The sequence below is a fragment of the Arthrobacter sp. YN genome (assembly GCF_002224285.1).
Taxonomy (GTDB): domain Bacteria; phylum Actinomycetota; class Actinomycetes; order Actinomycetales; family Micrococcaceae; genus Arthrobacter.
Genome location: NZ_CP022436.1, coordinates 2,529,519 through 2,548,992, shown reverse-complemented (window position 1 = coordinate 2,548,992; position 19,474 = coordinate 2,529,519). Strand labels below are relative to the sequence as shown.

Below are 19,474 nucleotides of genomic sequence, written 5' to 3'. Positions count from 1 at the left end.
GAATTACAGCAGTCCTGCCTTGGTCATCAGATCGGTGACCTTGGTGGAATTCAACTTGGCCGGGTCAACGGCCGGTGCCTGCAGTTCCTTGATGGGAACCAGCTTCTGGTTGGCATCAACCTGGGACGCGATGGCGTACTCGAATGAGGTACCGGTCTTGAGGATCTCCTGGCCTTGCTTGCCCGTGATGAACTTCAGGAATGCCTGGGCGTCGGCTGCCTTCTTGGACGACTTCAGGACACCGCCGCCGGAGATGGAAAGGAACGCACCCGGGTCCTGGTTCTTGAAGTAGTACGGCGTGACGTTCTTGGAGTTCTCACCGGTCTTGGCCTGATCGCCGTAATAGTAGTAGTGGTAAATCAGTGCAGCGTCGACTTCTCCGGCGTTGACCGCCTTCATGGCCGTGCCGTTGCCCTTGTAGGCCTTGAAGTTTTCCTTCATGCCCTTGAGCCAGGCTTCCGTAGCGGCCTCACCCTTGAGCTCGAGCAGGGCGGCAACGATTGCCTGGTAGTCGGCGCCGGTGGGCGAAGCAGCCCACTTGCCCTTCCATTCGGGGTTGGCCAGATCAAGCATGGACTTTGGGAGCTTGTCTTCACTGATCTTGTTCTTGTCATAGACCAGAACAGTGGAGCGAGCGGCAATGCCGGTCCACTTACCCGTGGACGGGCGGAACTCCGCCGGGACCTGATCGATGGTGGCCGCGTCGACGTCAGCGAAGAGGCCTGCGTTTTCAACCTGCGCCATTGCAGGGGAATTCTCCGTGAGGAAAACGTCCGCCGGGGACGCCGCACCTTCCTGGACGATCTGGTTGGACATCTCAGTGTCCGAGCCCTGCCGAAGGGTGACCTTAATGCCCGTTTCCTTCGTGAAGGCTTCGATCCATTCCTTGGTCAGGCTCTCATGCTGAGCGTTGTACACAGTGATGCCATCGCTTGGAGCGGCGGATTCGGAGGCGGCAGGTGCTGTGCCGGCGTTGGAGCCACAGGCCGCGAGGCCGAGGGCTGCGGTGGCGGCCAGTGCGATTCCGGCCAGCGCGTTCTTGCGGAACTTCATGGGGGCTACTTTCTGCGAACAAAGGGGGAGAGGTTGGGGACCCTCAAGAGAACTTTAGGTTAGCCAAGCCTAAGCATCCAACTGCCGCTGAGGTCCAAGTGGTCTGGGTCAGGATTGTTACGTACCGCTCTGCCTCCGACGGCGCTCCGGGCAGCGACTGAGCCGGACCCTCCTACATGGACGTGTAACCGCTCATGGCTGGAAACGGTATCCCATCCCGGGTTCGGTAATGAAGTGTCGCGGATTCCCCGGCTCCGGTTCGAGCTTGCGCCGAAGCTGCGCCATGTAAACCCGAAGATAGTTGGCTTCCTTGGCGTAGGCCGGCCCCCACACCTCGGTAAGGAGCTGCTGCTGGGTGATGAGTTTCTCGGGGTTCCGGACAAGGACGTCCAGAATGCTCCATTCAGTGGGAGTCAACCGAACGTCGTCACCGTCGCGGTTGGCCTTTCGCCCGGAGAAATCAAGCGTGAAAGTGGAGGTCACCACCAGCGGCGCTTCCGCAGGCTGTTCCACGGTACGCCGCAGGGCCGCGCGAAGGCGGGCCAGGAGTTCCTCCAGCCCAAACGGCTTGGTGATGTAGTCGTCAGCTCCTGCGTCGAGGGCTTCTACTTTGTCGGTGGACCCGTGCCGTGCGGAAAGTACCAGAATGGGCACGTCGCTCCATTCCCGAAGCCTGATGATGACCTCGGTGCCGTCGATGTCGGGCAGTCCAAGGTCCAGGACGACGACGGCGACCGGGTGCTGGGCCGCTGACAGCAGCGCGGCTTCACCGTTTTCGGCCGTCGTTACTCCATAACCGTGGGCTTTCAACGTGATCTGCAATGCCTTGAGGATGTGCGGATCGTCATCCACCACCAGAATATTGCTCATCGAGCACCCCGCCGCGTATCCGCAGGCGGGACATGGGGGTGGTGCAGCAGCACCGATTGCGCCTCCAAAGGTGCATGCCCCGAAGCCCGTTCGAGAAGTGCTCCCGTGGAGAGTGGCATCCGGATGACCATGGTCAGGCCGCCGCCCGGTGTTGCCTCGGCATTCAGGGTGCCGCCCATGGCTTCCGCGAAGCCCTTTGCAACTGCCAGGCCCAATCCGACGCCAGTGCTCGCGGGGACGTCATCCAGGCGTTGGAACGGCTGGAACATGCGCACAACGCCGTCCGCGGGAACACCCTTGCCGTGGTCGATGATGCGCAGCTCTCCCGAGGGGCGGCCGTCCAAGGACGTGGTGCTCAACCCGCCGCCCGACGCCACGATCACTATGTCCGAACCCGGCGCATATTTGACGGCGTTCTCTGCGATGTTGGCAATCACGCGTTCAAGCATGCCCGCATCCGCGTCGATGGCGGGGAGGTTTGCCGGCAGGTCAACGCGGACACTGCCGGCAGGTACTCCGCGCAAGGCGGGTGGGATCACTTCAGACCAGCGGACGGGCTTGATGAGAGCGTTGACGGAGTCGGAGGTGATTCTGGACATGTCCAGAAGGTTTCCCACCAGGACATCGAGCCGATCCGAACACTCGTCAATGGTGATGAGCAGGTCCTGTATTTCTTCGGGCGTGTACTGGACGTCGTGTTGTTTCAGTCCCCCCACGGCCAGCTTGATGCCGGCCAAGGGTGTGCGGAGATCGTGGGATACGGCGCGAAGGATGGAGGTTCGCATGATGTTGCTTTCGGCCAGCCGCGTAACTTCACGCCGGCTGGCCGCGAGCTGCCTGCGCTCGAGCTGGGCAGCGAGATGCGTGCCGAAGGCTCCCAGCAAGCGGCGGTCGCTCGCCGGAAGTGTCCTGCCGTAAAGAACCAGCCGGGTCCGGTCATCGATCCGTTCCATTGTGTCGCCACCGACGAGCTGATCGTCGCTCTCCGGAGTCAATGAGGCTACCTCGCCGGCCTTGGCCAGCGGGCGCCAGGCACCTTCGGGTTCTGATCCGGCGTCGGCCGTGAACACTGCCGCACCGCGCATTTGGAAGACGTCCAAGGCCTGCGCCAGCAGTCCCTGGACGGTGTCTTCCGCGTCCGTTGCGCCGCGTGTCAGATCAGCCATGGTTGCTGCTTCCGCGCGGGCGCGCCTGGCCTCCTTTGATCGCCGTGCCGAGATGTCGACGACGGCGGCCACCGCGGCCGAGACGCCGACAAAGACGAGGAGGGCCAGCAAGTTTTGGGGATCGCTGATGGTCAGGTTTCCAATAGGTGGCGTAGAGAAGTAGTTCACCAGAAGGCTGCTCCACACTGCTCCCAGGAGTGCTGGCCAGAGCCCGCCGACCAGGGCGACGGCGACCGATCCAGTGAGTTGGACAAGGACTGCCGTCGCGATGTTGTGGGATGGACTGGCTGCCAGGACAACCTGCAGCAATGCCGGCAGGACAACGGCCAGCCCAAACCCTACGGCTACGCGAGCCCTCCCCAGCTCACCACGGTGGGGGCGGTTCACACCCTGGCCACCCAAGGGATGGGAGACCATGTGGACGTCGATGTCTCCTGATTCCCGGACAACCTTGTTTCCCACGCCACTGCCCATGAGCCGCCCAGCCAGGGAACGGTGCCGTGACACGCCCACCACGATCTGTGTCGCGTTGACGCTGCGGGCAAAGTCCAGGAGCGCTTGGGCCGGGTCCTCCCCCGCCACCGTGTGATAGCTCCCGCCGAGGTCCCGGATCAGGTGCCGCTGCGATTCAAGGTCGTGGGGGGATTCGCCGGAAACACCATCGGCTGCGCGGACGTGGACGGCCAGAAGGTCGCCTCCGTTGATGCGCTTGAGTATTCTGGCGGCCCGCCGGATCAGGACTTCGCCTTCGGGACCACCGGTGAGCCCGATAACGATGCGTTCACGGGCAGGCCAGCTGGCGTCGATGTTGTTCTCTGCCCTGTACTTCGACAGTCCTTCGTCCACGCGGTCGGCGAGCCAGAGCAGGGCGAGCTCCCGTAATGCGGTCAGGTTCCCGAGCCGGAAGTAGTTCGACAGCGCTGCATCCACTTTGTCGGCAGCATAGATTTTGCCGTCTCCCAAGCGCTGGCGGAGCAGTTCCGGGGAGATGTCCACCAGATGGATCTGGTCGGCACGGCGGACGACGTCGTCGGGAACGGTCTCTGCTTGGCGGACTTCCGTGATCGCCAGGACAACGTCCCCCAGTGACGCCAGATGTTGCACGTTCACGGTGGACAGCACGTTGATGCCTGCCTCGAGGAGCTCCTCGATGTCCTGCCAGCGTTTTTCATTGCCGCTGCCGGGGATGTTGGTGTGGGCGTATTCATCCACGACGGCGGTGTGCGGCCGCCGGGCCAGCACGGCGTCGAGATCCATTTCCTCAAAGACAGTCCCCCGGTACTGGATGGTCCGTGATGGGATTGATTCCAACCCGTGGGTCAGTGCCCGTGTGTCGCTGCGGCCGTGATCCATGGCAAACGCCACCACGACGTCCTCGCCGCGGCCCACCAGCCGGTGTGCTTCTTCGAGCATGGCGTAGGTCTTGCCGACCCCCGGGGCGGCCCCCAGGAAGATTCTCAGTGTCGCCCGTGCCATAGCCTCATTCTTCCACCCGTGATTCCGGCGGTCCGGCGCCTCACCGTGCGACCTCCGCAACGGCCAGATTCAGCTCAGTGACATTCACCCCTGGTTGGCCTAAAAATGCTTCCAGTCCATCACTCGTGTACTTGTCCACGAGGCCTTGAACAGCTTCAAGACTGAGCCCCTGCGCTTTCGCCACCCGCGGGATCTGGAGTGTGGCGTACTCAACGGAGATGTCCGGGTCCAGTCCCGAGCCGCTGGCCGTCACGGCATCTGCAGGCACAGCGGCCTCACTGACGCCTTCCGACTCCGCAACGGCCGCGCGGTTGGCGGTGACGGCGTCGAGCAATTTTGCGTCGTTGGGACCCAGATTGCTGGCCGACGACGACGCCGGGTCCCAGCCAACGGCCGAGGGTCGCGTGTGGAACCAGGCCGGGTCCTGAGTCCCTGCGTCGTCAGCGGAAGCCTGCGCGATCAGCGCTGAAGCCGCCGGATTTCCGGCGTCGTCTTTGACGATGGAGCCGTTGGCCTGGAACGGGGCAACAGCCTGTCCCACCCCGAAGACTGCCAACGGGTAGGCAAGCCCCAAGATGAGGGTGGCGAGGAGCAGGAACCGGAAGGCGGTGCCTGCCTGTCGGAGGTAGCCGAGCAGCATGTTCATGATGGGTGTCCTAGCCGATGCCGGGGATGAGGGAAATGAGAAGGTCAATCAGTTTGATGCCGAGGAACGGTGCTACGAGTCCGCCGAGGCCGTAGAGGAGCAGGTTCCTGCCGAGCGCTTGGTTTGCCGACACCGCCCGGTACTTCACGCCACGCAAAGCCAGCGGCACCAGCACAATGATGATGAGGGCGTTGAAGATCACGGCTGACAGGATGGCTGAGGCCGGCGTGGCCAGGCCCATGATGTTCAGCAGTCCCAGGCCCGGGAACGCTGCGGTAAACAGTGCCGGGACTATCGCGAAGTACTTTGCTACGTCGTTCGCCACCGAGAACGTGGTCAACGCTCCCCGGGTGATGAGCAACTGTTTACCGATGCCCACGATGTTGATCAGTTTGGTGGGATCGGAATCCAGGTCCACCATGTTCGCCGCTTCCTTGGCAGCCGGTGTCCCGGAGTTCATGGCCACGCCAACGTCGGCGGCAGCAAGGGCAGGTGCGTCGTTGGTGCCGTCGCCGGTCATCGCAACCAGGCGGCCTTCGCCCTGCTCGCGGCGGATGACGTCCAGTTTGTCTTCGGGTGTGGCTTCAGCGACGAAATCGTCGACGCCGGCCTCCGCCGCAATCGCTTTTGCCGTGACAGGGTTGTCGCCCGTGATCATGACCGTCCGGATCCCCATTTTGCGGAGTTCGGCGAACCGGGCGTGCATGCCCGGCTTGACCACGTCGGCCAGGTGCACTGTTCCCAAAACCCGGACTCCGCCGTCGTGCGTGGCTTCGGCAACCAGCAGCGGCGTGCCGCCCACAGCTGATATCTCCTGCACTCGACGCTGGACCTCTGCGGGCATGCGCCCGCCTGCCTCCGTGACATAGCGTTCGACGGCGGACGCGGCGCCTTTCCGGATCCGGCGCCCGTCAAGGTCCAAACCGCTCATGCGGGTGCTGGCCGTGAACTCAACAATGAGAATTTCCTTCGAGGCTTTCCGGATCTGCTCCAAGCCGGGACCGTTCGCACCCTTGTCGTTGGCGAGGTCCACGATGGAGCGCCCTTCGGGGGTCTCATCAGCCAAGCTGGACAGGCGTGCGGCTTCGATGAGATCGGAGAGCTCCACGTTGTTGGCCGGGTAGAAATTGACTGCGCGCCGGTTGCCGTAGGTGATGGTGCCGGTCTTATCCAGCAGCAACGTTGTGATATCGCCTGCCGTTTCCACCGCACGCCCGGAGGTTGCCAGGACATTATGCTGGACCAGCCGGTCCATACCCGCGATGCCGATAGCCGGAACCAAAGCCCCAATAGTTGTGGGAATCAAGCAGACCAGCAGGGCCACCAGCACGATGGGCGATGGTGTGGCGCCTGCCAAGGAGGCGAATGGCGCCAGCGTCATGGTGACCACCAGGAAGACGATGGTGAGGGACACCAGCAGCACGTGCAGGGCGACTTCGTTGGGCGTTTTTTGCCTCACTGCGCCTTCAACGAGCTTGATCATCCTGTCGATGAACGTGGCCCCCGGCTCGGCAGTAATACGGACCAGGATGCGGTCGGAGAGGACCTTCGTGCCACCGGTGACGGACGAACGGTCACCGCCGGATTCACGGATGACCGGCGCTGATTCGCCCGTGATGGTGGACTCGTCAACGCTGGCCAGGCCCTCGATGATCTCGCCGTCGGACGGGATGACGTCGCCGGCTTCACAGATGACAACGTCGTTCAACTTAAGGTCCGTTCCGGGAACCGCCTTGGTGCTACCATCCTCCAAGCGGAGCCGCGCGAAAACACCCTGGCGGCTGGCCCGAAGACTGTCGGCCTGGGCTTTTCCGCGGCCTTCGGCGATAGCCTCGGACAGCGTGCCGAACAGCACGGTGAGCCAGAGCCAGACTGTCACTGCGATGCCGAACACGTCCGGCTTGACCACACAGATCACCGTGCAGATGGCGGCGCCGACCAGCACCACGAACATCACTGGTGAATGGATCATTTGCCGAGGGGAGAGCTTTTTCAGCGCCACTGGAAGGGCGGACCGGATGGTGGCAGCGTTCAGCTTTGCCGGCGCTTTGGTGTGGTGTTTGTGTTCTCCAGGGGTTCCGAGAGGGTTGCCGTCGGCGTAGGTCAGCGCGGCGGTTTCCGATGCGGATGCCGTGGTGGACCGAGTCATTTGATGAGTCCTTCTGCGAGGGGGCCCAAAGCGAGGGCCGGGAAATAGCTCAGTGCGGTCATGATCACGGTCACGCTGAGAAGCAGTGATCCGAAGAGCCAACCGTGCGTGGGGACGGTTCCGGACGACGCCGGGATCTTGCGTTGCCTGGCGAAGGAACCCGCCAGCGCCAACACCAGCGCGATGGGCAGAAAACGGCCGAGCAGCATGGCGATCCCGAGCATCACTGAGAGGTAGGGACCGGAGCTGGTGATGCCGCCGAAGGCAGAACCGTTGTTGTTCGCACCCGAGGTAAAGGCGTAGAGCACCTCACTGAACTGGTGCGGACCGGACGCCGGTGCGTTGGCCATGACGTCCGGCAGCAGCACCGTGACGCCAGCCATGGCCAGCACCAAGGTGGGTGTCACCAGGATGTAAAGGGCTGCGAGCTTCATCTCCCGGGGGCCGATCTTCTTGCCCAGGAATTCAGGCGTGCGGCCCACCATCAGGCCGGCAATGAAGACGGCGATGATGGCCAGGACCAGCATCCCGTACAGTCCGGAGCCGGTGCCTCCCGGGGCCACCTCGCCGAGCATCATGTTCAGCATCGCGATGCCGCCGGCCAACGGGGACAGGGAATCGTGTGCGACGTTGACTGCTCCGGTGGACGTCAGGGTGGTGGAAGCGGCGAAAATCGAGCTGGCCGCCGGACCCAGGCGCTGTTCGAAACCTTCGCCCAGACCGCCGGCAGCCGCCGTCGCGGTTCCTTGGCCCGCGGCAACAGCCCAACCCATCAACGCCGTGGAGGTCAGCCAGAGAGCGGCCATGACGCCGGCAACGGTGTAGCCCTGGCGCTGGTCCCCCACCATCCTCCCGTACATATACGGGAGCGCCGAGGGGATCAGCAGGATCAGGAAGACTTCGAACATGCTGGTGAAAATGCTCGGGTTCTCGAACGGGTGCGCTGAGTTCGCGTTGAAGTAGCCGCCGCCGTTGGTACCCAAAACCTTGATTGTTTCCTGGGAAGCGACCGGTCCACCGGGAATCACCTGCGTGACCCCGCCAGCGGCGTTGGTGACCTCCGTGGACCAGAAGTTCTGGACGACGCCGCCGATCACCAACGCGATGGCCCCCACGGTTGCCAGGGGAAGCAGGACCCGGAAGGAGGCCCGCGCGAGGTCAACCCAGAAGTTGCCAAGACGGTCGGTTGTGGTTCGCATGATGCCGCGGATCAGGGCGACCACCACTACGATCCCCACGGCGGCCGAGAGGAAGTTCTGGACCGCCAGCAGGCACATCTGGACGAAAATGCCCACAGTGGCCTCCGGCACGTAAGTTTGCCAGTTGGTATTGGTGACGAACGAGATAGCCGTGTTCATCGCGATCCACGGGTCGACGCCCGGAAGGTCATTGCTGCCGGGAAGCACCCCTTGGAGACGCTGCAGCAGGAAAATCATCAGAATGGAGACCGCCGAGAACACCAGAACGCTGCGCAGATACACAGACCAGCTCTGTTCAGTTCCGGCATCGACCCCGGCCAAGCGGTAGAACAACCTCTCAGGCCGCGACGATTTAGTACCCGAGAAAACCCGCTCGAGATACAAGCCCAAGGGCTTGTGCAAGAGCAGGAGAACGAGCAAAAGGACAACTATTTGAGTGATGAAGGAGGCAGTGCTGAAGACCATCGGCCATCACCACTTTTCCGGGTGAAGCAACACTGCCAGCAGATAGCCCACCGTAGCGAGGCCCGCGATGAAGAGCCCGATCCACATGATCGCATCCAACGTCATTGCCCGCTCACCGGACCATCGCCGTCGACCATTTTGCCCAAGAGGTGGGCAACCCACATCACGATTCCCATGCACGCCACAAGAATCACCACAACAGCCACGTCGGCCACTGGAACGTCCTTTCATCAGCGCCCCGTTCGCGGGGCTGACCTCAGTCAATCCCTTGAAATGGGCCGAAAAGACGATCCTTACGGTTCCTTAATGCCGGCGGGGTGTTTCTTGATGAATCCTTAACGCCCTCTCGCCGGCTGGATCCAGGTTCCGCCGACGTGAACCCACGGCCACCGGGTGCGATCCGGTTGGGGTTACTCCGTACACCGGAATAGATGTGCGGCATAGGCACCGTGACATCGAGGACTTGCAGGAGAACAGAGGCGATGGTGTTCGGTCGACGAATCCCGCGTGTTCCAGGAAATCGCCACCAAACCCTCAGTGGATCCAGCCACCACTGTTGTTCCAAGCCGGCCGGCGTTCTCGGGGAGGGCGGCCGGCTGGCTGCGCTTGACGGAAACCCCACCCTGCATTGTGCAGCAGGACACCGGCTCATAGATTGGACGCATGACAGACGACGAGCTCGAGGAAGGATTCGATCGCCTGAACCGGCTGATCACTTCGACCGACGACCTTCAGGGCTTCCTTCAGGGCATGGCCGGGCTGGCCTCGGAGAGTTTGTCCCGCGCACGAGGCACTCAGATCGAATGCGCTGTTGCATTACACCGTCGCAAGCACCGCACCACAATCGCGGGCAGCAGCGACATCGCCGTCTGGCTGGATCAAATAGAACAGCGCCTCGGCGAAGGACCCTGCCTCGAAGCGATGGACGTGGGCCACGCCATTGTCGTCTCGGATGCAACGGAGGAGCAACGATGGCCCAACTTCAGCAGGACACTTGCCGATGAGGGGTACCGCAGCGCCATGGGCATCCCCCTCGAGCTGGGCTCCGACGCCAAGGCAGTTCTGGACTTCTTCGCAGCACCGGCAGAACAGTTCACTCCGGAGTCCGTTGCCGACGCCCGGATTTTTGGGGACATGGCGGCCCGGGCCCTGCGTCTTGCTATCCGGATCACGACGTCCGAACAGTTGGTCGAGAATCTCAAAGCCGCCTTGGAAGGGCGAACAGTTATCGACCTTGCGTGCGGAATGATCATGGCCCAGAACCGGTGCAGCCAGTTCCAAGCCATGGAAATCCTCAAGAAAGCATCGAGCGACAGAAATCAAAAACTCTACGAAGTGGCCGACACCATAGTCCAACGCGTCAACAATTCCCAGGCCTCAACCTTCTTCGAGAAATAACATCTCCGTATAGGGGGGGGTGAACAGACCGTGGCGACCGCCGCCGTCGGGAGCCACCACGGCCAACGGGTTTATGGTTGAGGAAGCAGTCAGAGTCCGACTGTCTGGCAAGATACAGGAATGGTGGTCATTGGTGCAGCCGAGCCATCGCGTAAGAGCTGACGACGAGTGCCCGAGATGACTCCATCGCCGGCTTATGGTCCCCACGGTGACCTTTGCGCCGCATTCCTCCAGGAATTGCCCATCGATGGAGCAGCTGTTTCCATTTTCGGCGGTTCCTCGGCCGAGACGTTGATGTGCGCCTCCGACTCAACGGCTGCCCGGCTCGATGAGCTCCAGTACGATCTGGGGGACGGACCACGGTGGGATGTTCTCCGCACCCACCTCCCTGTCATGATCTCCGATCTGAGCGACGCCGGAGTGCGGGCCTGGCCGGCTTTCGCCGAAGCGGCAACCGTGACCGACGCAGCGGCACTCTTCGTCTTCCCGTTGCTCGCCGGGGGTCTCGTCATCGGCGTGGCGGAGCTATACAGCACCTCACCGGGCAATTTCAGCCACGCCCAGACCAGCCGGGCCGCCCAAATCTCCAGCAGGACCGCCTGGACCTTGCTACGGGGATTGTTGCCAGAGGATGAGAACGAATCGGCGGCCATTCCCTTGGCCCGGCGGGAAATCCATCAAGCAACCGGCATGGTGCTGGTCCAAACAGACAGCACACCAGACGAAGCGTTGTTGTTGCTGCGGGGCCACGCTTTCGCGAGCGGAAGATCATTGCAGGACACCGCTTTGGACGTTGTGAGCCGGCGGCTGGAATTCACACCGGAAGCGGGCGCTGCCGATCCGGGTTCACAGTAAAATGCAAACATGGTAATCAAAAGCAGAGCCGAACGTCTCAGCGATACGTTCGTGAAGCTTACCGACACCCTCGTTGCCGACTACGACGTCCTGGACTTGCTCCACACGCTCGTGGAGGACGCCGTCGATTTACTCGACGCCGCCCAGGCCGGGCTATTGCTCTCCGACGCCAACGGCAACCTGCAATTGCTGGCCTCCACCAGCGAGCAAAGCCAACTGGTGGAACTGCTCCAACTCGAAGCCGGAGCGGGCCCGTGCGTGGAGTGCTACCACACAGGAACAGTCATCACCGTCGATGACATCAGCGCCCTTGGTGACCGCTGGCCGGCCTTTCAGCAGATTGCCTTGGACATGGGCTTCAGGTCAGTGCACGCCGTACCCATGCGCGTCCACACCAGGGTCATCGGCGCCATGGGCCTGTTCGGCGCCGAAACCGGCGCCCTGACCCCCGAAGACGCCTCCATCGCCCAGGCCATGGCCGACGTCGCCACCATCAGCCTCCTGCAGGAGCGCACCATCCGCGAAGCAGGCATCCTCAACGACCAACTCCAACGCGCGTTGGCCACCCGGGTGCTCATCGAGCAAGCCAAAGGTGTCATCGCGCAGACCAAAAACCTCGACATGGACGACGCCTTCAACGTGCTCCGCGCACATGCCCGCTCCTCCCGGCAAAATCTTCACGATGTCGCCGAGAACATCGTTAATCGCACTTTGATGATTTAGCACTTTTCCATGTGACCCGCTGCAAAGGATTACCCACCCAGGTTCATTCCCTATGGACTCGCGGTGTCCTTCGTGCCTACGCTGGTGTTGTTGCCCCAGACCTCGGCAGTGCATTCAGAGCACACACGAGGAGGCAATATCTTGTCGCTCATCAAAGAGCCCCCACCGGTCGTCCCCACAGTCAAACCAGCGCCCAAGCAGACAACGCCCGCAGTTCGCATCAACAAAGTCACCAGCAGCTACGCGAGCCTCTTGACCTCAGTCAAGGAAGCGGGGCTGCTCGACCGGTGTCGCCGCTCTTACCTCCTGCTCCTGATGCTCTTGATCATCGCGGGTGCCAGCCTGTGGGCGGCGTTCTTCTTTCTCGGCGACTCCTGGCTCCAGCTTGCAGTGGCTGCAGCGCTCGGCGTTGTCTTCACGCAGTTCGCTTTGGTCGGCCACGAAGCAGGCCACCTTCAGGTCTTCACCTCCCGGGGGGCAAACGAGTGGACTGCCCGCCTGATCGCCACCCTCATGGTTGGCATGAGTTACGCCTACTGGACCGACAAACACTCACGGCATCATGCCCGGCCGAACGTGGTTAATCGGGATCCGGACATCGCTCCCGGTGCGATCGTCTTTCACAACGAGGTGGCGACCAACCGCGGACGACTTTCCCGGGCGTTTGGCAAACGACAGGGCTACCTCCTCGTCCCACTGCTGTTGTTCCTAGGATGGACGCTGCACATCGACTCACTGAGGTATTTGCTGCGCCGCGGTCCGGTGAAGTTTCGTTGGCTGGAGCTTGGCCTACTCGGGCTGCGCTTTGGCACCTACATCGGACTGCTGTTCCTCATGCTGTCCCCAGGCATCGCTGCGGCGTTTATCGGGGTTCAGGTTGCCGTTTTCGGGCTGTACATGGGCGGAACCTTTGCGCCAAACCACAAAGGGATGCCGATACTTCCCGAGAACAGTCGCGCCGACTTCCTGACCCGGCAGGTGCTCACGTCCCGCAATATCAGCGGCAGTAGGTTCGTGACGTTCTTCATGGGTGGGCTCAACTACCAGATCGAACACCACCTGTTTCCCGACATGCCCCGCCGCCACCTCGGCGAGGCAAGTCGACTTGTCAAAGCACACTGCGTTCTCATAGGGATCCCCTACACCGAAACAGGGTTGATGCGCTCCTACGGAATCGTGATCCGCTACCTTAACACCGTAGGTCTCGCGGCGGCTGACCCGTTCACCTGCCCCCTCGCCGGGGAGCACCGGAGCTAACGGAGCGCTCAGGGCCTTTGTTTTGAGAGGATTCGCCCTCACAGGGTTCTTTCCTATGGACTCGCGGCCTCCTTGGTGCCTACGCTGGTGTTGTTGCCCCAGACCCCGGCAGCGCCTTACCAGCGCAACGAGGAGGCAACATCTTGTCGCTCATCAACCGGCCCCTACCGGCCGTGCCCACAGCAGGGATGCCAACCAGTGGCCCGATAGTCCGCCGCGTCCATTCCAATCGTGAAAGCAGCCCCTCTTTCACGGTGGAGCAAGACCGGTAGCCTTCATGGCAGAGAACTCCGTTTCATCGGGTGGGACGGGTGGGACACCCCTGCCCCAAGGGGCGAGAATGTGGTGCCCGACGTGCCGGACCGACGGCTACCTGGTGCTGCACGCGATTGAAGCAGCACGGGCCCACACAGTCGGCCTCATCGTAGAGGTCTCTTACAGCTGTACCGGATGCGGTTCGATACTCTCGCACTTCACGCGATTCAGCGAGGTTGCTGCAAGACTGAACACAGGAACGAATCTCGATGGGCTCATCCTCTTCGGCGACAGCTACCTTCATTGCAGCGAACCCATGGCCAGGGTCCCTCTCGAAGTGCGGCGGAGCTTGACCGCGAACACCATTCTTGGAGATGACTTGTCTCATCTGTTTGACGTCCGGCTTAGAACCAAAATTTTGCGCTGCGTGAGCTGCGGCTTCCGGCTGGAATTGCCTGCCTGAGCGAGCAGATACGACTTTCAGCGTTCCTGTGTACTTTGCGCCCGTGCTGCGTCAAGCCCACATCGCTGATGGTGCCGGTCAGGGGCAGGACGTTGGCGACGTATTGGTCCGGGCGGACTACTGTGATTGCCCCGTCGCGGCTGAGTCCGCGGAGTTTGAAGATGTGGTTGGCGGGTTTGAACGCTGCAGTAACGGCGTTGATGTCCACGTTGGTGTGGTCCTGCTGGTAGTTCACCTTCACGTCAAACCAGGCGTCCCGGCCAGCGTTCGACGGCGTCGCGGCCAGCGGCGATTCGGGCAAGTTCGCGATCCACTCGGCAAAGTCCGCTACCGGGCCTTGGGCGTGATGGCCCAGGTGCACGGGGTTGGTACTGGGTCATCAGGCCCGCCGGAATGTAGAAGGTCTCCAACTCCGCCGGATCTTCAAACCGTCTGAGTTGCACCCTGTGAACAGCCTCTTTACAGAATCGGCGGCTGAGGTTTTTTCCGGGCACTGCTACTCCCGGGCCACACCATCCGTGCCATCTCACGGACAATCCCATAAAGCGAATCCGCAAGAATATCCACTTGTCGTGTCGTGACCAACACCCCTACCAATGAAGACATGTAGGACAACCACGACCTACAGAACGAACCAAGGAAAGGACACATGACCCCAGTACAAAGCAGGCTAGGGCCAACCAGCCACGACCCTACCCCCTCCCCCGCAACCAAAGAGGCGACCTGCGGCGCCAGGCATACGCCGCGGCAAGTGTCAGAGGGACCTGACCAACCAGAATGTACACACTTTAAGGCAAAACCCCCTCTGACGAGGGGGTATGCCGTGCCCGAGGTGGGACCCGAACGGGATTCCAGGGCTCGGCAAGACTGGGAAGTGGCGGGAACATGCGGAATCCGGGCCAGTTCGGCGGCTGTACGAAGTAGTCCGAGTCGGAGAGTATGGACAACGTCCACACTTCCTTTTTGTCCTTTGCAAGCTGTCCGCGCCTGTGTCCGGTGCGGCGCGGGCGATTTGGATATCGTCGAACATCGCCGTTGTCGGGACCTGCTCCCTTGAGAGCGCTGCACCCCAAACGACGTAACGGTGGTCATCGAAATGGACCGCCGCTCCAGAGTATCGAGGAGCAGAGGTCCACGCCAGGACCAGTACCCATGTGGCTTACCTGTAAGTCATATCGGACGCGATCCGCACCTCGCAGCTTTGGCCGGGTTGGCGGATGCCGATCACGTCGGTCCCGTCCTAGTCTTTGCTGCTGAAGGCTGCGTCGAAGCTGGTTTGGGAGGCCGGGAAGTCGAACTTCTTCAGGGCGGCGAGGGCTTCGGGGGCGCCGTGGAGGCGGTCCATGCCGGCGTCTTCCCATTCCACGGAGATGGGTCCGTCGTAGCCGATTGCGGTGAGGGCCCGGAAAGATGATTCCCAGGGCACGTCGCCGCGTCCAGCGGACACGAAGTCCCAGCCGCGGCGGGGATCTCCCCACGGCAAGTGCGAGCCCATCACGGTGTTCCGCCCGGTGGGGCGGAGCTTGGTGTCCTTGCAGTCCACGTGGTAAATCCGGTCCTTGAAGTCCCAAATGAAGGACACGGGGTCGATGCCCTGCCACATGAAGTGCGAGGGGTCCCAGTTCAGGCCGAACGCTTCGCGGTGGCCAATCGCTTCGAGGGTCCGGACGGTGGTCCAGTAGTCGTAGGCGATCTCGGAGGGGTGGACCTCGTGGGCGAAGCGGACCCCGTTTTCGTCGAAGACGTCCAGGATGGGGTTCCACCGGTCGGCGAAGTCCTGGTACCCGGCGTCGATAACCTTCTCCGGGACAGGCGGGAACATGGCCACGTACTGCCAGATGGAAGAACCGGTGAAACCGACGACGGTGTCCACGCCGAGGGCCTTGGCGAGGCGGGCGGTGTGTTTCATTTCTTCGGCGGCTCGCTGGCGGACGCCTTCGGGTTCCCCGTCGCCCCAGACGCGTGAGCCGACGATGGCTTCGTGGCGGAAGTCGATGGGGTCATCGCAGACGGCTTGGCCTTTGAGGTGGTTGGAGATGGCCCAGACCTTGAGGTTGTACTTCTCCAACACAGCGAGTTTGGACTCGACATAGCCGGGTTCGTCCCAGCGCCAGGCATCCAGGTGGTCTCCGGAGACGGCGATTTCCAGGCCGTCGTAGCCCCAGCCGGAAGCAAGGCGAGCGACTTCCTCGAAGGGGAGGTCGGCCCACTGGCCGGTGAACAAGGTGAACGGGCGGGTCTGTTGATCGGGCATGATTCTATCCGTTCTGGTCGGATCGCTTACGCCGCGGCATAAGCGATGACGTTTTCTTTGGTTGCTTGTGCCTTATCCAGTTCGGCCACTACCCGGCCTGACCGCATGACCATCACTCTGTCGGAAAGCTCCAGCAGTTCGGGGAGTTCGCTGGAAATGACGAGTACGGCTACGCCACTGCGGGCCAGTTGCTCGATCAGGCGATGGATCTCGGCCTTCGCGCCGATGTCGATGCCCTTTGTTGGCTCGTCCAGGATGAGAACCTTGGGATTGCTCGCCAGACAGCGTGCAATGATGACCTTTTGCTGGTTGCCGCCGGACAGGGACTGTATCGGCGTCTCCGCAGACGGAGTCCTGACATCAAGTTCCTTGATATATTCGCCCACCATCTTCTTTTCATGGCCCCTCTGCAGCACGCCCCACTTGCTGATCTGTTTCAGGAGAGTCAGGGTGGTGTTTTCGCGGATGGACAACATGGGGATGATGGCCTGCAGCTTTCGCTCCTCCGGGACGAGGGCAATGCCGGCGGCGATGCCGTCAGAGGCACCATGGAGGCGTAGTTTCCGGCCGTTGATCTCTACGGTTCCTGCGTCTGTTTTGTCTGCCCCGTAGATGCACCGGGCGACCTCTGTCCGGCCTGCGCCGACGAGTCCTGCCAGTCCAACGATTTCCCCTGCGTGCAGTCGAACATTCACGTCCTCAAACGCTCCGGCACGACTTAGACCCCGGGCCTCAAGAACCAGTTCACCGCGTTTGCGGGGAATATGCTCGTAAAGGTCCACGTCCCGGCCCACCATCAGCTGCACGACGGATCGGGCATCGAGCTCACCCGCGGGGACGGATGAGGCCACGGTCTTGCCTTCGCGGATGACGGTTATCCGGTCGGCCAGGGTGAAGACTTCCTCCAGTTTGTGCGAAACGTACATGATCGCCAAGCCCTTGCCCCGAAGCTCGTTGACGAGCTTGTACAGCTTCTCAACGTCCTGCTCGGTCAGGGCGGTGGTTGGCTCATCCATGATGATCACCCTTGCGTCCTGGGCTATGGCGCGCGCGATTTCCACCATCTGGCCGTCCACCGTTGAGAGCGCCATCGCAGGAGTGTCGAGGTTGAGGTGCGGTGCGACCTGGTCGAGTGCCTTCCTTGCCCGCTTGCGGATCTCGCGGCGAGAGAGGATGCCGTTGCGTCCACCCCAGTTTCCCAGCAGTACATTTTCGGCTACGGACAGGTCCGGGACCAGGTTGTGCTCCTGGTAGATGGTTGCAATCCCGGCGGCTTTGGAGGCCGCTGTACTGGAGGGCATGAGTTCGCCGTCCACGTACACGCCCCCTTCGTCGGGAGTGTAAAACCCGCTGAGCGTCTTAATCAGCGTCGATTTACCGGCTCCGTTCTCACCACAGACGCAGTGCACCTCTCCGGCATGAAGTTCGAAGTTCATGCCGGAGAGGGCGACGACGCCCGGAAACAGTTTTACGAGATTACGTGCTTCAACGATTGCTGGAGCACGTCCGGGCGTCTTAATCACGGCAGTTCCCTCCTCAGGAAAGTGAGTCCATCTCTGGCCAGCGCGTCCATGGACGGTGCCACCGGCCGCCAGAGCGAAACAGCCTTGGCGATTTCCTCCACCGTGGGGAGGAACGATTCGACCACAATGGAACCTTGGTAATCGATCGTTTTCAACGCGTCAAAGGTCTCGGACCAAGGAACGTGTCCGCTGCCGGGCGTTCCGCGATCGTTTTCTGACACTTGGAAATGGAAGACCTTGTCACCGGCAGAGGTGATGGCCGCACCGATGTTCTTCTCTTCGATGTTCATGTGGAACGTGTCCAGCATCAGGCCTACGTTGTCCCGGCCGATCAATTCGCAGAGTTCCAGTCCCTGCTCGACCGTGTTGACCAGATCCGTTTCGAAGCGGTTGAGCGGTTCAATGGCCAAAGTGACGCCTCGTTCGGAGGCGTAGTCGGCCACTTCACGCAGACTGTCGGCTGCCCACTGGCGCTGCTGCCGACGTTCCTCGGGGGGAAGGAGCCGTGCTTTGCCGGTGGCGGAATACATCGGGCCGGCCACGTGGGGAGAACCGACGGCTTGGGCGATGTCAACGCAGAGCTTCAGGTAGTCAATGCCCTGCCGGCGTTTCTGCGGGTCTTCGTGTGAGACGTCGCGATCGGGTCCGAACGCACCGCAGATGGAGACGGGCAGTCCGGTCCGTTCCGAGGCCTTCTTCAGTGCTTCCGCACTGACTACGGCAGGGTCTTCAATGCAGACCTCGATCAGGTCGTAGCCCATCTCCTTGGCGACGTCGAACTGATCAACGTCCTGGTCGGTGAACGGGGAGACCAGGATGAAGGTGCTGACTCCGAATTCGTATTTACTCATTGGGCCACAGCTCCTGTTCCAGCTTCTTCATTTCGTTGATGGCCTTTTCGGTGTAGGGGTCCAGGAATTCCAGGTGCCCGCCACGCGCCATCATGGCGAAGGGATTCGACGCGGCCGGCAGAAGTTCGAAGGTCAGGTAGCCGTCGAAGTTGATGTCCTTTAGCGTCTGCAGTGTCGGACGGAAGTCGATGTGTCCTACGCCGGGGGCTGCCCGGTTCGAGTCGGCGAGGTGGACGTGGTTAACCTTGCTCCCGGCGCGGGCGAACGCTCCGTGGATGCTGTCTTCTTCGATGTTCATGTGGAAGAGGTCACCGTGCACCCCGGCGTTCTTCAGAGCGGTAGCGTCCAGAAGTTCCACGGCCCGGTCGAGCCGGTTCAGGAAATGAGTCTCGTAGCGGTTCCACGGTTCGAGGGTGATGTTGATGCCGACGCTGGCAGCGTATTCGCCAAGTGTGCGGACATTCTCGACGGCCCATTCCCATTCCTGTTCATCGCTCGCCAGGGCTTCGGTCTTGCCCACCGGGGACGGCCCGACGATGATGGTCGGAGCTCCGACGGCGGCGGCGAAGTCGGCTACTGACTTGCCGTAGTCCAAGGCCTTCTGCCGGTTGGCGGCGCTGGGGTTGATCAGGTCGCGTTCCTCTCCAAACCAGATGCTGCAGATGGAACTGACGTCGATACCGGCGTCGCTGGTCAGTTTGTTGATCTCATCGACGTTGTGTGTTGCCGGTTCTCCGACCAGTTCAATGGCGTCGTAGCCATAACGGGCAACGCGATCGATGCCTTTAGCAATGTCTTCCTGGTAGTAGACGATGGCGTTGTAGGAATACTTGAAGCGGGACATGTTTCTCCTTGAGGGAATTGGTGTTGC

The 19,474-nt window shown here is 61.8% G+C and carries 16 protein-coding genes; 4 read left to right on the top strand and 12 right to left on the bottom strand.

The features are described from left to right. Window positions 1-3: 3 nt before the first annotated feature. From CGK93_RS11510 to CGK93_RS23570, 7 genes are all read right to left on the bottom strand, one after another. Window positions 4-1,053: an iron ABC transporter substrate-binding protein gene (locus CGK93_RS11510; protein ID WP_089594943.1), complete on the bottom strand. Its 1,050-nt coding sequence runs from the start codon at window positions 1,051-1,053 to the stop codon at window positions 4-6. 192 nt (window positions 1,054-1,245) lie between these two features. Further along, a complete protein-coding gene (locus tag CGK93_RS11505) occupies window positions 1,246-1,923 on the bottom strand; it encodes a response regulator (protein ID WP_089594942.1) in 678 nt (225 codons plus the stop codon). Beyond that, window positions 1,920-4,565, bottom strand: a complete 2,646-nt coding sequence (locus tag CGK93_RS11500; RefSeq protein WP_089594941.1) for a DUF4118 domain-containing protein — start codon at window positions 4,563-4,565, stop codon at window positions 1,920-1,922. The genes CGK93_RS11505 and CGK93_RS11500 overlap by 4 nt, the downstream gene beginning before the upstream one ends. 40 nt (window positions 4,566-4,605) lie before the next feature. After that, entirely contained in the window at window positions 4,606-5,211 is a 606-nt protein-coding gene (kdpC, locus tag CGK93_RS11495; protein ID WP_089594940.1) for a K(+)-transporting ATPase subunit C, read from the bottom strand. Window positions 5,212-5,221: 10 nt separating this feature from the next. Next, complete coding sequence (kdpB, locus tag CGK93_RS11490; RefSeq protein ID WP_089594939.1) at window positions 5,222-7,360, bottom strand: potassium-transporting ATPase subunit KdpB; 2,139 nt, start codon at window positions 7,358-7,360, stop codon at window positions 5,222-5,224. Next, a complete protein-coding gene (gene kdpA, locus CGK93_RS11485) occupies window positions 7,357-9,024 on the bottom strand; it encodes a potassium-transporting ATPase subunit KdpA (RefSeq protein WP_089594938.1) in 1,668 nt (555 codons plus the stop codon). The genes kdpB and kdpA overlap by 4 nt, the downstream gene beginning before the upstream one ends. A 6-nt stretch (window positions 9,025-9,030) precedes the next feature. Beyond that, window positions 9,031-9,129: a potassium-transporting ATPase subunit F gene (locus CGK93_RS23570; RefSeq protein WP_157731780.1), complete on the bottom strand. Its 99-nt coding sequence runs from the start codon at window positions 9,127-9,129 to the stop codon at window positions 9,031-9,033. Window positions 9,130-9,687: 558 nt separating this feature from the next. Here CGK93_RS23570 and CGK93_RS11480 point away from each other — a divergent pair. From CGK93_RS11480 to CGK93_RS11465, 4 genes are all read left to right on the top strand, one after another. Next, complete coding sequence (locus CGK93_RS11480) at window positions 9,688-10,422, top strand: GAF and ANTAR domain-containing protein (RefSeq protein ID WP_089594937.1); 735 nt, start codon at window positions 9,688-9,690, stop codon at window positions 10,420-10,422. 177 nt (window positions 10,423-10,599) lie between these two features. Next, window positions 10,600-11,277, top strand: a complete 678-nt coding sequence (locus tag CGK93_RS11475; RefSeq protein ID WP_089594936.1) for a GAF and ANTAR domain-containing protein — start codon at window positions 10,600-10,602, stop codon at window positions 11,275-11,277. A 9-nt stretch (window positions 11,278-11,286) separates the two neighbouring features. Beyond that, on the top strand, window positions 11,287-12,000 hold the full coding sequence (locus tag CGK93_RS11470) for a GAF and ANTAR domain-containing protein (RefSeq protein ID WP_089594935.1): 714 nt from the start codon (window positions 11,287-11,289) through the stop codon (window positions 11,998-12,000). A 63-nt stretch (window positions 12,001-12,063) separates the two neighbouring features. After that, window positions 12,064-13,257 (top strand): fatty acid desaturase family protein, encoded by a 1,194-nt coding sequence (locus CGK93_RS11465; protein WP_089594934.1) that lies wholly within the window; start codon window positions 12,064-12,066, stop codon window positions 13,255-13,257. 659 nt (window positions 13,258-13,916) lie between these two features. On the opposite strand, the gene CGK93_RS11460 is transcribed toward CGK93_RS11465, so the two are convergent. The 5 genes from CGK93_RS11460 to CGK93_RS11440 form a co-directional block, all read right to left on the bottom strand. Beyond that, window positions 13,917-14,336 (bottom strand): hypothetical protein, encoded by a 420-nt coding sequence (locus tag CGK93_RS11460; RefSeq protein WP_442856986.1) that lies wholly within the window; start codon window positions 14,334-14,336, stop codon window positions 13,917-13,919. Between the two features lie 879 nt (window positions 14,337-15,215). Next, complete coding sequence (locus CGK93_RS11455; RefSeq protein WP_089594933.1) at window positions 15,216-16,229, bottom strand: sugar phosphate isomerase/epimerase family protein; 1,014 nt, start codon at window positions 16,227-16,229, stop codon at window positions 15,216-15,218. Window positions 16,230-16,255: 26 nt separating this feature from the next. Then, a complete protein-coding gene (locus CGK93_RS11450) occupies window positions 16,256-17,752 on the bottom strand; it encodes a sugar ABC transporter ATP-binding protein (protein WP_089594932.1) in 1,497 nt (498 codons plus the stop codon). After that, entirely contained in the window at window positions 17,749-18,603 is an 855-nt protein-coding gene (locus tag CGK93_RS11445) for a sugar phosphate isomerase/epimerase family protein (RefSeq protein ID WP_089594931.1), read from the bottom strand. The genes CGK93_RS11450 and CGK93_RS11445 overlap by 4 nt, the downstream gene beginning before the upstream one ends. Then, window positions 18,596-19,447, bottom strand: coding sequence for a sugar phosphate isomerase/epimerase family protein (locus tag CGK93_RS11440; RefSeq protein WP_089594930.1), 852 nt, complete (start codon window positions 19,445-19,447; stop codon window positions 18,596-18,598). The genes CGK93_RS11445 and CGK93_RS11440 overlap by 8 nt, the downstream gene beginning before the upstream one ends. Between the last annotated feature and the right edge of the window lie 27 nt (window positions 19,448-19,474).

Bases quoted from the DNA above. Each gene is read 5' to 3' on its own strand.
- CGK93_RS11500 (WP_089594941.1), bottom strand. From the start codon at position 4,565: ATGGCACGGGCGACACTGAGAATCTTCCTGGGGGCCGCCCCGGGGGTC.
- CGK93_RS11510 (WP_089594943.1), bottom strand. From the start codon at position 1,053: ATGAAGTTCCGCAAGAACGCGCTGGCCGGAATCGCACTGGCCGCCACC.
- CGK93_RS11475 (WP_089594936.1), top strand. From the start codon at position 10,600: ATGACTCCATCGCCGGCTTATGGTCCCCACGGTGACCTTTGCGCCGCA.
- CGK93_RS11440 (WP_089594930.1), bottom strand. From the start codon at position 19,447: ATGTCCCGCTTCAAGTATTCCTACAACGCCATCGTCTACTACCAGGAA.
- kdpB (WP_089594939.1), bottom strand. From the start codon at position 7,360: ATGACTCGGTCCACCACGGCATCCGCATCGGAAACCGCCGCGCTGACC.
- CGK93_RS11445 (WP_089594931.1), bottom strand. From the start codon at position 18,603: ATGAGTAAATACGAATTCGGAGTCAGCACCTTCATCCTGGTCTCCCCG.
- kdpA (WP_089594938.1), bottom strand. From the start codon at position 9,024: ATGGTCTTCAGCACTGCCTCCTTCATCACTCAAATAGTTGTCCTTTTG.
- CGK93_RS23570 (WP_157731780.1), bottom strand. From the start codon at position 9,129: ATGACGTTGGATGCGATCATGTGGATCGGGCTCTTCATCGCGGGCCTC.
- CGK93_RS11470 (WP_089594935.1), top strand. From the start codon at position 11,287: ATGGTAATCAAAAGCAGAGCCGAACGTCTCAGCGATACGTTCGTGAAG.
- CGK93_RS11480 (WP_089594937.1), top strand. From the start codon at position 9,688: ATGACAGACGACGAGCTCGAGGAAGGATTCGATCGCCTGAACCGGCTG.
- CGK93_RS11455 (WP_089594933.1), bottom strand. From the start codon at position 16,229: ATGCCCGATCAACAGACCCGCCCGTTCACCTTGTTCACCGGCCAGTGG.
- kdpC (WP_089594940.1), bottom strand. From the start codon at position 5,211: ATGAACATGCTGCTCGGCTACCTCCGACAGGCAGGCACCGCCTTCCGG.
- CGK93_RS11505 (WP_089594942.1), bottom strand. From the start codon at position 1,923: ATGAGCAATATTCTGGTGGTGGATGACGATCCGCACATCCTCAAGGCA.